The 12,882-nt window shown below is 71.9% G+C and carries 7 protein-coding genes; 1 reads left to right on the top strand and 6 read right to left on the bottom strand.

Going from position 1 to position 12,882, the window contains the following annotated elements; genetic code table 11:
• Window positions 1-241 precede the first annotated feature (241 nt).
• From AAW13_RS27465 to AAW13_RS27455, 3 genes are read right to left on the bottom strand one after another with little or no spacing between them, the layout of a single operon-like run.
• A complete protein-coding gene (locus tag AAW13_RS27465) occupies window positions 242-1,180 on the bottom strand; it encodes a carbohydrate ABC transporter permease (RefSeq protein WP_046731820.1) in 939 nt (312 codons plus the stop codon).
• Entirely contained in the window at window positions 1,177-2,217 is a 1,041-nt protein-coding gene (locus tag AAW13_RS27460; protein ID WP_046731821.1) for an ABC transporter permease, read from the bottom strand. The genes AAW13_RS27465 and AAW13_RS27460 overlap by 4 nt, the downstream gene beginning before the upstream one ends.
• A gap of 27 nt (window positions 2,218-2,244) precedes the next feature.
• Window positions 2,245-3,936 (bottom strand): extracellular solute-binding protein, encoded by a 1,692-nt coding sequence (locus AAW13_RS27455; protein ID WP_046731822.1) that lies wholly within the window; start codon window positions 3,934-3,936, stop codon window positions 2,245-2,247.
• A gap of 352 nt (window positions 3,937-4,288) precedes the next feature.
• On the opposite strand from AAW13_RS27455, the gene AAW13_RS27450 reads away from it, so the two are divergent.
• Complete coding sequence (locus tag AAW13_RS27450; RefSeq protein ID WP_046731823.1) at window positions 4,289-7,138, top strand: glycoside hydrolase family 3 protein; 2,850 nt, start codon at window positions 4,289-4,291, stop codon at window positions 7,136-7,138.
• A 75-nt stretch (window positions 7,139-7,213) separates the two neighbouring features.
• Here the strand turns inward: AAW13_RS27450 and AAW13_RS27445 are convergent, their stop codons facing one another.
• The 3 genes from AAW13_RS27445 to AAW13_RS27435 form a co-directional block, all read right to left on the bottom strand.
• Window positions 7,214-8,662: an aldehyde dehydrogenase family protein gene (locus tag AAW13_RS27445; protein ID WP_046731824.1), complete on the bottom strand. Its 1,449-nt coding sequence runs from the start codon at window positions 8,660-8,662 to the stop codon at window positions 7,214-7,216.
• Between the two features lie 137 nt (window positions 8,663-8,799).
• Window positions 8,800-10,371: a PucR family transcriptional regulator gene (locus AAW13_RS27440; RefSeq protein WP_046731825.1), complete on the bottom strand. Its 1,572-nt coding sequence runs from the start codon at window positions 10,369-10,371 to the stop codon at window positions 8,800-8,802.
• A gap of 127 nt (window positions 10,372-10,498) precedes the next feature.
• The gene (locus tag AAW13_RS27435; protein ID WP_046731826.1) at window positions 10,499-12,679 is read right to left on the bottom strand and encodes a hypothetical protein; all 2,181 of its coding nucleotides are present in this window, start codon (window positions 12,677-12,679) and stop codon (window positions 10,499-10,501) included.
• Window positions 12,680-12,882: the final 203 nt, after the last annotated feature.

Genomic DNA, 12,882 nt, shown 5'->3' with positions numbered 1-12,882 from the left:
CTGGGCCCACCCGTGCCGCCCCTGGCGGCCCGCATGCCCGCAGCTGGATGGCTTTGCGGCGGGCGGCGCGGATTCCTGCCCAGGGGCGCTGGGGGTACCCCCGGCCGAAGGCTGGGGGAGGAACTGCGCGACCAGCCACGAACCACCCGCAGCCGCCGACGCTCCCCCACCGCCCCCTTCGGAACGCGCGGTCGGCCCCCTTCGGAACGCGAAGTCGGCCCCCTTCGAATCGCGAGGCCGGCTACCCCTTGACCGCCCCGGTCAGCATTCCCTTCTTGAAGTGCTTCTGGACGAACGGCGAGAGGACCGCGACCGGCAGCAGCGCCATCACCATCACCGCCATCTGCACCGCCAGCCCCGACAGTTCACCCGTCTTGATCGCCTGGCCCAGCCCCACCGGGGCCTCCTGCTTCTGGACGAGCTGGATCATGACGTTTTGCAGCGGCATCATGTCCTGGTCGTTGAGGTAGAGGGACGCGTTGAACCAGGCGCTCCAGTACCCCACCGCGTAGAACAGGGTGATCACGGCCAGCACCGCCCGGGACAGCGGCATGACGATCTGCCACAGGATCCGAAGGTCCCCCGCGCCGTCGATGCGTGCGCTGTCGACGAGTTCCTGCGAGATGCCCATGAAGAACCCGCGCAGGACGAGGATGTTGAAGACGCTCACCGCGCTCGGGAGGATCAGCGCCAGGTAGCTGTCGGTCAGTCCCAGGGACTGGACCAGCAGGTACGTCGGGATCAGGCCCGCGCTGAAGAACATCGTCGCGAGCAGCAGCATCAGGAACCAGCGGTGGCCCAGCGAGCCGGTGCGCGAGAGGCCGTAGGCGCACAGCACCGACACGGCCATCGAGAACAGCGTGCCGACCAGGGCGATCGCGATGCTGATGATCGTGGCCCGGGTGACCTGGCCGCCGCTCAGCAGTTCCTTGTAGGCGACGAAGGTGATGCCCTTGGGCACCATCACCAGACCACCGGCCTGGTCGATCGTCTTCCGCGAGGACAGGCTGGTGACGACGATGATCCACAGCGGGAAGAGGATGCCGAGGCAGGCCAGGGCGAGGACGAGTCCCTTGCCGGCCACGCCGGCCTTGCTCGGCTCCTCCTCCCAGACCGGGCGGGGCGGCGCGGCCCACCGGGACGGTTCCCGTACGGGCGGCTCGTCGATGATCGCGGTCATTTCTTGTACACCCCCTGCTCGCCCATGAGATGGGCCACCTTGTTCGCGGCGAGGACCAGTCCGATGCTGACCACGCCCTTGACGAGGCCCGCGGCGGCCGCGTAGCCGAAGTCCTGGTTGCGGACGCCGTTCCACCAGACGAAGGTGTCGAGGACGTCCGAGGCCCCGGGGCCGACGGCATCACGCTGCAACAGGATCTGCTCGAAACCGACCGTCAGCGCGTCACCCACCCGCAGCACCAGCAGCAGGGCGATCACCGGCCGGAGGGCGGGGAGGGTGACGTGCCACATGCGGCGCCAGCGGCCCGCTCCGTCCATCGCCGCCGCCTCGTAGAGGTCGGGGCTCACGGATGCCAGCGCCGCCAGGAAGACGATGATCCCCCAGCCGGCGTCCTTCCAGACGCCCTCCGCCGTGACCAGGAACTTGAAGGTCGACGGGTCGGACATGATGTTGATGCCGGCGTAGCCGTGCTGCCGCAGCAGTTGCGACAGCAGGCCCGCGCCGCCGAAGATCTGCTGGAAGACGGAGATGACCAGTACCCACGAGAAGAAGTGCGGGAGGTACAGGACGGCCTGTGCGATCGCCCGCACCCGGGGCCGGACCACGCTGTTGATCAGCAGGGCGAGCGCGATGGGGATCGGGAAGAACAGCACGAGCTGGAGGAAGAACAGCACCAGCGTGTTCTGCACCGCGTTCCAGAACGCCGAGTCGGCGAAGATCTGCTGGAAGTTCTCCACGCCCACCCAGGCGCTGTGCAGCATGGAGACGATGCCGTTGTCGCTGACGTAGGGGTCGTAGTCCTGGAAGGCGACGATGTTGCCGAGGATCGGCAGGTAGTTGAAGACCAGGAGGAGCAGGACCGCCGGCAGCGTCATCAGGATCAGCGTGCGGTCGCGTCTGAATCTGAGGCGCAGGCTCAGCTTCCCGGTCTTCTCCCTCTTCCCGCCTCCGGTGGTGCCGTCGGACGCCACCGGAGTCCTCCCCGCCCTGTCGTCGTCTGCCTCGGCTCTGCTGCGAGGCACCGTGCTGTGGGACACGGCCGTTCTCCTTGCCTCGGTGCCTGGTCAGCTCGCGGACGAACCGTTGTCGTCGAGCAGCTTCTGGTACCAGTCGCGCAGCTTGTCGCCGCCCTTGCTCTTCCAGTCGGAGACGGCCTGCTGCATGTCGCTGATCTTCTTGCGGCCGCGCGTGATGTCGTCTTCGAGCTGCTCGAAGTCGTTCATGAGGTTGGTGTAGCGGGACGGCTCGGTGATCATCTGGCCGAAGAAGCTGGACTTCCTGGTGAAGGAGCCCATCCGCTGTTGCCACTCCACCTGGGCCTTGGCGACCTCGGGGAAGTCGGGGTGGGCGATGGTGGAGGCGGGGCTGGCGACCATGACGTAGGCGTTGATGACCTCGTTGTTGCCCTGGGTGGTCTTGGTGGGCACACCGTTCTTGACGGTGTAGTGGGTGCCCTCGACGCCGTAGTTGGTGGCCATGTACTCCTTGGTGCCGTACGGCGCGGCGGTGGTGTTGGCGACGGCCAGCACGTCGTGGATGACCGACTCGGAGGCCTTCTTGTTGACGAAGGCGAAGATGCCGGCGGGCTGTTCGGCCCAGACCTGCGGGTTGCCGCCGTCGTGGGCGTAGACGTCCATGCCCCAGATCTTGTAGTCCGGGTTCTGGGTGGCCTGTTCGGCGGTGCGGCTCCACCACTGGCTGATGTCGTTGGGGTAGATCAGGAACTCGCCGGCCGCGAACTTCGGTCCCGCGTCGGGGGCGTTCTTGCCCAGCATGGAGTCGGGGTGGACGACCCCGGCGGCGAAGAGCTTGCGGGTCCACTCCAGCGCTTCGAGGTACTCCTGGGTCTCGATGCGGTTGATCAGCTTGCCGTCGACGAGGTTCCAGCCGAGCGGCTTCTCGCTGCCGGAGAGCACGCTGAACATCTGCCAGGCGGTCCACTTCATGTCCATGCAGGCCCAGCGCTTGGCCTTGGCGTTGGTGATCTCCTTGGCGAGGGCCAGGAACTCGTCCGCCGAGCGCGGGACCTCGTACCCCTTCTTGTCGAAGATGTCCTTGCGGTAGAAGGGCACGATGTTGGTCACGTACGAGGAGGGCATGGGCAGGCCGCGCAGCTTGCCGCCGAAGATGCAGCGGCGCCAGGCGTCGGTGGGGATGGCGGCGAGGTTCGGGTAGTCCTTGACCTTGTCGCCGGACAGGTACGGGCCGAGGTCGGCGAACTTGCTGATGATGGCGGTGGGTATCTTGCCGCCCATGTTCCAGTTCGGGACGACCACGACGTCCGGTACGTCGCTGGAGGCGAGGACCGCGCCCAGTTTCTGGTCGTAGGTGTTGCCGTCCTGGTTCTGCCACTCGACGTCGACGCCGATCATGCTGTTCATCGCCGTGTAGTAGGCGTTGTCCTGCTTCGGCGGGGAGCCCCAGAACGGAGCCATGATGGTGACCTTGCCGCCCTTGCCGAGCTTCTTCGGGACGGAGGTCTTCAGGGTCGCCAGGTCGAGCTTGCCGGTGAAGCCGATCGAGGAGCCGTACTTCGACGGGATGTCCGGCGTCACCACGTTGTTGGCGACGTAGGACGGCAGCAGCTTCTTCGCGTCCTTGCCCGAGGAGGAGCCCCCTCCCGACCCGTTGTCCGACCCTCCGCACGCGGCGAGCAGCGGCATCCCGCCCGCCACCGCTGCGGTGGCGACTGCCGTGGAGGCGAGGAAACTTCTCCGGCTCGGCCCGGAGGGGGCGGAAGCGGCGTTCGGCGTCATTGCGTCAACCCTTCATGGCGCACCAGGACACCCGGCGGTGGCCGTCGGCTGCGGTGTCTCGAGTGGAACTGGCTGAGCCGAAGCGGTCCTTCGGCCGTTGACGTGCGTCCCGGTCGTGGGGCCCTGGGGGCGGATCGGCCAGTCGAAGCGCTTCGATGTTGCTGCGAGGTTAAGTGAACACCCGGGGGTGCACAAGGGCCGCTCCCAAGATTCCTCGCAGCCATCTGAAGTGACCTCTTCGCCTGCGCTGCTTGAAATTACGGTGAGCATCCCTTGACACTCACCCCTGCGTCGAATGAGCATCGAAGCGCTTCGAAAGCGCCTCGCCGCTCCATCGCAAGGGGAACGCCACGTGACCGCACAAACGCCGCCTACGCCGCCTTTCCGCGATTCGCGCCTGCCGTTCGCGAAGCGCATCGACGATCTGCTGGCGCGGCTCACGCCGGACGAGAAGGTCTCCTTCCTGCACCAGTTCGCGCCCGCCGTGGAGCGCCTGGGCATCGCCGCCTTCCGCACCGGCCAGGAGGCCCTGCACGGGGTCGCCTGGATGGGCCCGGCGACGGTGTTCCCGCAGGCGGTGGGGCTCGGCGCGACCTGGAACACCGATCTCGTACGACGGGTCGGGGAGGCCGTGTCCAAGGAGGTCCGGGCGATGCGCGCCCGTGACGACCGTGTCGGCCTCAACGTGTGGGCCCCGACGGTGAACCTGCTGCGCCACCCGCTGTGGGGCCGAAACGAGGAGGGCTACTCCGAGGACCCGAAGCTGACCTCGGCCATCGCCACCGCCTACACCCGCGGGCTGCGCGGCGACCACCCGGTGTACTGGCGCACCGCTCCCGTCCTGAAGCACTGGCTGGCCCACAACAACGAGACGGACCGGGCCACTTCCTCCTCCTCGGTCCGTCCCCGCGTGCTGCGCGAGTACGACCTGCGCGCCTTCGAGGAGACCGTCGGGGCCGGCGCGGTGGCCGGGGTGATGCCGGCGTACAACCTGGTCAACGGCCGTCCCAACCACGTCTCCCCGTACCTGCGCGATCCGTTGCGCACCTGGACCGACGAGGAACTGCTGGTCTGCTCGGACGCCGGCGCGCCCTCCAACCTGGTCGACCACGAGCACTACTTCGACACCCATGAGGAGGCCACCGCGGCCGCCCTGCTGGCCGGTGTCGACAGCTTCACCGACCACGGCACGGACCCCTCGGGGATCATCGCGCGCGTCCAGGGGGCGCTGGCCCGGGGCCTGTTGACGGAGGCCGACGTCGACACGGCGGTCCGCCGCCAGCTCTCGGTGCGGTTCCGGCTCGGCGAGTTCGACCCGGACCACGACCCGCACCGGACCACCGCGGAGTCCGCCGAGTTCGACACCCCGGCGCACCGGGCCCTCGCCCAGGAGGCGGCGGAGCAGGCGGTCGTCCTCCTCAAGAACGACGGCGACCTGCTGCCGCTCGCCCCCGACACCCGGCTCGCGGTGGTCGGGCTGCTCGCCGACGAGTGCAAGCTCGACTGGTACAGCGGCACGCTGATCCACCGGACCACCCCGCTGGAGGGCCTGTACGAGCGGTTCGGCGCGCAGCGCGTGGAGTTCGCGGAGGGCGTGGACCGGGTCCGGCTGGGGCTCGCGGACGGCACGTTCCTGCACGTCCCCGCCGCCCCCGAGGCCGGGGACGAGGTGCGCGGCGCGGCGGGCGCCCTGGACCCGGCGCTGCTCGCGGGCCGCACCGACCTCCCGCCGCTCACGGCCGACGCCACCGGCACCGAGTTCGCGCTCGTCGACTGGGGCGAGGGGGTGCTGACGCTGCGCGCCCCGGACGGCCGCTACCTCTCGGTCGCCGACGACGGATTCGTCCGCGCCGCCGCGGACCAGCCCGGCGGCTGGGTCGTCCAGGAGACGTTCCGCCTGGAACCCCACGAGAACGGTCACCTCCTCCGGCATCTCGGCACGGGTCGCCACGTCTGGGTCGCCGCCGACGGCGTGCGGGTTGCCGCCGAGAACGCGTCGGTCTTCGAGTTGATCATCGTCGAGCGCGGCGAGGAAGCCGTCACCAGGGTGGCCGCCGCGGCCGACGCGGTCCTGGTGGTCGCGGGCAACGACCCGCACATCAACGGCCGGGAGACCGAGGACCGTACGACGCTGGCGCTGCCCCCGCAGCAGGAGCGCCTGCTGCGCGCCGCCCGCGCCGCGAACCCGAGGACCGTGCTGGCGCTGACCTCCGCCTACCCCTACACGGTGGACCCGGCCCGGCTGCCGGCCGTGCTCTGGACGGCCCACGGCGGCCAGGCGGCCGGCACCGCGCTCGCCCGGGTCCTGGCCGGTGACGTCTCCCCCGCCGGACGCCTCCCGCAGACCTGGTACGCCGCCGACGCCGACCTGCCGGGTCTCCTCGACTACGACGTCCTCGGCTCCCGCCAGACCTACCTCTACTTCGAGGGCACCCCGCTCTTCCCGTTCGGACACGGCCTGTCCTACGGGTCCTTCTCCTATTCCGACCTGACGGCCGAGGTCCGCGACGGGACGCTGCGCGTCTCCTGCACGATCACCAACACGGGCGACGTGACGGCCGACGAGGTGCCCCAGCTCTACGGCCGCGCCGTCGAACCCTCCGTGGTCCGCCCGCGCCGCGAGCTCCTCGACCACCGCCGGCTCACCCTGTCCCCCGGCGAACGCACCGGCGTGAGTTTCGAGGTCCCGCTCTCCGCGCTGGGGTTCTGGGACGTGACGCGCGGCGCCCGCCGCCTGGAGCCGGGTCCGTACGACGTGCTGGTGGGCGCGTCCAGCGAGGACATCAGGCTGCGTACGACGCTGGTCCTGGACGGCGAGCGGGCGACACCGCGGCCGGTGGCCGAACGCGGCCTCGGCGCGGCCGACTTCGACGAACAGTCGGGCATCGCGATCGTGGACCGTACGCGGACGGAGGGTGACGCGGTCACAGCCGAGGACGCCGGCACCGGTGAACTCGTCTACCGGGGCTGCGACTTCGGCGCCGGGGTGACGGGGATCCGGGCGCTGGTCGCGGGCTCGGGCACCCTGGAACTGGCCCTGGACGGCGGCCGGCCGCGGGCCGTACTGCGCCTCGGTGAGCCGACCGCGGACGCGTACACGTACGTCACGCTCACCGCGGACCTCGTCGCCGAGGGCGTCCACGACCTCCGTCTCGGACTGCGCGGCCCCCTGCGGCTCGCGCGCGTCGACTTCTCCGGTTGAGGGTCCGGAGGGGCCGACACCACGGCCGGAGCCCCCGCACAGCGGGCTCCGGCCGTGGTGGTCGTCGGGAGTGGATCAGAGGGCGAGACCGGTGAGGACCAGAACCCGCTCGTAGGTGTAGTCGTCCATCGCGAACTTCACGCCCTCGCGGCCGACGCCGGACTGCTTGACGCCGCCGTACGGCATCTGGTCGGCGCGGTAGGAGGGGACGTCACCGATGATCACACCGCCGACCTCGAGGGCGCGGTGGGCGCGGAAGGCCGTCTGCACGTCGTGGGTGAAGACGCCCGCCTGGAGGCCGTACTTGGAGTCGTTGACGGCGGCGAAGGCCTCGGCCTCGCCGTGCACCTTCTGCACGGTGAGGACCGGTCCGAAGATCTCCTCGCAGGAGACGGTGGTGTCGGCCGGTACGTCCGTGAGGACGGTCGGCGCGTAGGTGGCACCGTCCCGGTCGCCGCCGGTGAGCAGGGTGGCGCCGTCCTCGACGGCCTGCTTCACCCACGCCTCGACGCGCTCCGCGGCGGCCTCGCTGACCAGCGGGCCGACGTCGGTCTTCGCGTCGGCGGGGTCACCGGTGACCTGGGCCTCGACGGCGGCGACGATGCGCGGCAGGAGACGGTCGTACACGGCCGCGTCGGCGATCACGCGCTGCACCGATATGCAGGACTGGCCGCCCTGGTAGTTGGAGAAGGTCGCGATGCGGGTGGCGGCCCAGTCGAGGTCGGCGTCGCTCGCGTAGTCGCCGAGGACGACGGCCGCGCCGTTGCCGCCGAGCTCCAGGGTGCAGTGCTTGCGCGGCACCGAGTCCATGATCGAGTAGCCGACCTTCTCGGAACCGGTGAACGAGATGACCGGGAGGCGCTCGTCCTGGACGAGGGCGGCCATCTTGTCGTTGGCGACCGGGAGGATCGACCAGGAGCCGGCCGGCAGCCCCGTGGTCTCGGCGAGCAGGTCGCCGATGATCAGGCCGGACAGGGGGGTGGCCGGAGCCGGCTTGAGGATGATCGGCGCGCCGGCCGCGATCGCCGGGGCGATCTTGTGGGCGCACAGGTTGAGCGGGAAGTTGAAGGGCGCGATGCCGAGGACGACGCCCTTGGGGAAGCGGCGGGTGAGCGCGAGCCGGCCCTGGCCGCCGAGGTCGGTGTCGAGGCGCTGGGCCTCGCCGCTGTTGAACCGGCGGGCCTCTTCGGCGGCGAACCGGAACACGGAGACGGCCCGGCCGACCTCGCCGCGGGCCCACTTGATCGGCTTGCCGTTCTCGGCGGAGATCAGCTGGGCGATCTCCTCGGTGCGCTCGGCGAGCCGGCGGCTGACGTGGTCGAGGGCGGCGGCGCGTACGTGGGCCGGGGTGGCGGCGAACTCGTCGCGCGCGGCGTACGCGGCGGCGACGGCCTCTTCGACCTGGGCGTCGGTGGGCACGCCGACCCGGCCGACGAGACGGCCGTCCCAGGGGCTGGTGACGTCGAAGGTGTCCTCGCCGGTGACCTGGCGGCCGGCGAGCCAGAAGGCGGTGGTGGAAGTCATGTGCGGGCCCCGGCCCTTCCGCGTTGGAGGTATGTGCGTTCGCGTCCACGGTAGGTCGGCGCGGGCCCGGGCGCGTTTGTCCGGAGCGTAGTGGTGGAGGGCGGGGTTGCGCCGCTTTGGCAGGGGCGCCTCGGGAGTCAGTCCGCCGAGGTCGCCTTCAGGGCCAGCCAGAGCTCCATCCGTACGTCCGGGTCGTCCAGGGAGCGGCCCAGGATCTCCTCCACCCTGCGCATCCGGTAGCGCAGCGTGTGGCGGTGCACGCCCAGGTCGGCGGCGGCCGCGTCCCACTGGCCGTGCCGGGAGAGCCAGGCACGCAGGGAGGCGACCAGGTCGCCCCGGCCCGTCGCGTCGTGCTCGTGCAGCGCCCGCAGCAGACCGTCGGCGAACGCCTTCACCGCGTCGTCGGCGAGCAGCGGCAGCACCGACCCCGACGCCAGCTGCTCGTGCTCGACCAGCACGCGGCCCCGGCGCCGGGCCACGGACAGCGCCTGCTCGGCCTGCTTGTAGGCGGCCGCCGCGCCGGTCGGGCCGGCGGGCGCGGAGAGGCCCACCACCATCTCGTCGTCGTCCCCGCCCGCCTGTTCCGTCGTCGCCGTCCGCGCCGCCTCGCGGGCCGCCGCGTACTCCCCGCACGCCGTGACCGCCGCGCCCCCGTGCGCGGCCAGCACCACCAGCCGCCCCTCGCCCTCGGGCACCACCAGCACCGCCTCCCCGGAGCGGGCCGCGGCCGACTCGACCGCCTCGGTGAGGCCGGCCAGCAGTTCACCGCCGGCGTCCGCGACGATCATCCGGAAGGGTGCGTCGAGCAGTCCTCCGTAGAGGTCCCCGGCGACGGCCCGGGCGTGGTCCGGCTGCCCGGCGAGCAGCATCCGCAGCACCGCCGCCCCGACCCGCTGCTCGGCCGCGTGCAGCGAACGGGAGCGTTCCGTCGTGAGGGTGAGCAGGGCGATCGCGGAGTGGACGGCATAGCGCTCGGCCGTACCCGGCGCCGCGGCCGTACCGACCGCCAGGGCCGCCCGTGGGCGGCGGCCGGTGCCGAGGGAGTGCAGTTCGACCCGGTCCTCGTTGTCGGGGCCGCCCACCACGGAGGACGCCGGGGCCGGGCGTTCCCTGAGCCGTTCCACCTCCGGGGTCAGGCGGGCCGCCCTGCGCCCCGCCCACTCCGGTGCCGTCGCCACCACGGCGCCCGACGCGTCGTAGAGCGCCGCCCAGCCGTCCACCTGCGCCGCGAGCGCGGCCAGCAGACCCTCGGGGCCGGCGTTCAGGGCCTGCCTGGTCAGCTCGCGCTGGGCGGCGAAGCCCGCGGTCACCGCCCGGTACTGGTCGGCCGCGATCGCCGCCGAGACCGCCTTGCTGATGGCGAGGAAGGGGGTGCGGCGCGGTACCTCCAGGAGGGGCAGCCCCTCCTGCCGTGCCGCGTCGACCAGGGCCTCGGGGATCTCGTCGTAATTGACCCCGACCGCGAAGCCGAGACCCACCACGCCCGCTCCCACCAGGCGTTTCACATACCGCCGCATCGCCTGCGGATCCTCCGCGTCCAGCTTGAGCGCGGTGATCAGGAGCAGTTCCCCGCCCTCCATGTACGGCACCGGGTCGGCGAGTTCGCTGACATGCGCCCAGCGCACGGGCGCGTCGAGGCGGTCCTCGCCCGCGCGCACGGTCAGTTTGAGCGCGGAGTGATGGACGAGCGAGGCGAGCGTCGGTGGCATGAGGCCGTCAGATCTTCTCTTCGTCGTGGACGGAGGCGGCCTGCACAGCGGCAGGGAGCTTTGGCCGTCTCGTATGAACGGCCACTGTCGATTCTGCCTCACTGTACGGTCACCCGTACGTCCGTGTTCACCCCCGGCCGCCGCTCCTCAGGTCCACCAGCAGGGGCGGCGCGTGTTCGCCCTTGACGGTCGTCAGGGAGAGGACCGCGTGGCCGGCGGGCACCCCGTGCGCCAGTTCGGAGGCGGACCAGCGCTCCCGCTCCACCTGCCGGACGGTGACCGCCCGTGCCGTGGGCGCCTTTCCGGTGATCACCCGGCGCACCACGTGCAGCGCCTTGCCCGCGGGGGTCTCCGCGATGATCTGGCGGTCGGTGACGTCCCGGGTCTCGGTCCACTCCTTGCCCCAGACCTCGGCGAAGTCCTGCCCGTCCCAGGGGGTGAGGCCGGCGAAGGCCATCCGGCAGCCGGTGGCGCCGAGCAGCGGACCGCGCAGCGGCCGGGGCACGTCGTCGAGGGTGCGGAGGGTCAGCGCGACGCCGGCGTTCGTCGAACGCAGCCGCTGGACGGCGCGCACCGCCTCGGGGGTGACCACGCCCGTCGCGTCGTCCAGGAGCAGGCAGGCGAAGAGCGAGCGGTCGTCCCGTACCGTCACGCTCGCCGTGAACTGGGCGAGCACCAGGCGGGCCAGGATCCGGGAGGCGTCGGCGTGGCCGCGTTCGGGCAGGTCGATGCGGACCCGGACCGGGTGGTCGAGGGCCTTGAGGGAGAACGGGCGGGTCTGGCCGGAGGTGTCGAAGAAGCCGGCGAAGGCGGGGCGGTCGAGCAGCGCGATGCGGTCGGCGAGGACCGCGCCGACGTCGCCCGGGTGGCCCATCTGCCGTTCCCGCGCGTCGAGTTCGCGCAGCAGCGACTCGTGTCCTGTGACGCTGAGGCCCTTGCGGAGCGCGGCCAGCGGGCCGGCGGCGCCGTCGAGGAGCTGGCGGAGCTCGGGTACGGAGGGAAAGCGGCCGTGCACCGCCCTGAAGGGGCCGAGCAGCTGGGCGAGGACGGTGGTGGAGCGGCGGCTGTCGCTGCCGGGATGCGGGTCGGCGAGGTCGCCGACGAGGGCCTCGGCGAGTATGGCGGCGGCCTCGTCGGGGTCGGTGGTGCCGCCGTACAGGTCGAGGTCGTAGACGGAGTCGGGATGGGCGATGCGGACGACGACGTCGTAGGAGTCGGCCGGTCCGAGTCCGGCGCCGGCCGCGCCGACGACGACCACAGAGGCACGCCCGGCGAGCGCGTGCAGGCACAGCGACTCGGCGAGCGGGCGGACCAGGGAGCCGGTCTTGCCGGAGCCGGCCGGGCCGACGGCGAGCAGCGAGGTGCCGAGCAGTTCGGGGCCGAGGGCGAGGCCGGTGCCCCGGTAGTGGTACGGGTTGCGGGGGTCGTCGGCCGTGGTGCCGAGCCGGACCTGGCCGGTGACCAGGTCGTGCCGGGCGTGCCGGGCGGGCAGGTCGCGTTCGCCGGAGGGGTGTGCGCAGGCGGCGGCGCCGTCCTTGACGACGGCGGCGGAGAAGGCGGCCATGCCGTGCCGGCCGCTCTGCACGCCCTGCCAGGCGCGGGCGATCCGGGCATGGTCCACGTCCCGCATCAGCCCGCCCCGAGCCTCCCCGGCCAGCCGCTCAGCAGCCTCGTGGGCACCTGCCTGACGGAGGTACACGAACTCGGCGGGGTCCTGCTCGGGGGCGGGCGGCCGCTCGGCGGCCGGAGTGGCCGGGTTCCAGGCGGGCGGGCCGTAGCGGCGCCAGACCTCGCCCCAGCGGCCCAGCCGGCCGACGACGAACATGATCGCGAGCGCGATCAGCGTGTAGTAGCCGTACCAGAGGAACGCGTTGCCGACGCGGTCGTCGCTGTGCCGCCAGGAGTCCGGGGTGAACAGTTCGAGCGGCACCACCCACCAGCCGCCCAGGTAGCCGTTCCACAGCAGCGACCAGACCAGCCAGCCGACCAGGAAGGCGATCAGCGCGCCGCTCAGCAGCTGCCGTGCCGGGATCGCCTCGGGCTCCTCCGTGGGGCGCGCCCGGTACCCGAACCGCCACACCCCCGGTGCCGCCTCCGGGCGGGGGGTGCGGAGCCAGCCGAGGAAGGCCGAGCCGTCCGGCGGCGGGGGCACCGTCGGCGGCGCCGTCGGCCGCGGCGGCACCGCGGCGGCACCGGCCGGCGCCACGGACGCCTCGGCCGGCACCGCGCCCGCGTCCTGCGGCCCCGCCGGACGCGGCACAGGATTGGCATGCGTGCCCCGGGCGTCCCGCGTCCCGTCGCTGTCCATCGCTCTCGCTCCCTGACCAGCCGTTCCGTCCACCGTCAGCGGCCAATCTAACGCTCCCACCAAGGGCGTTCACCGCTTACGCGGCCGAGGAGCCCCCCGGCCGGGCTCCGCCCCCACCCCTTCACTATGTCCATCGCGGACAACGTCACCCGCCGACAACGCCCACATGGAGCATGCCCACCCTCCACACCCGGCCCTAGCCT

Source organism: Streptomyces humi, assembly GCF_001005085.2.
GTDB lineage: Bacteria > Actinomycetota > Actinomycetes > Streptomycetales > Streptomycetaceae > Streptomyces > Streptomyces humi.
Note: the sequence above shows the minus strand (reverse complement) of the source record. Positions and strands in the feature narration are given on the sequence as shown.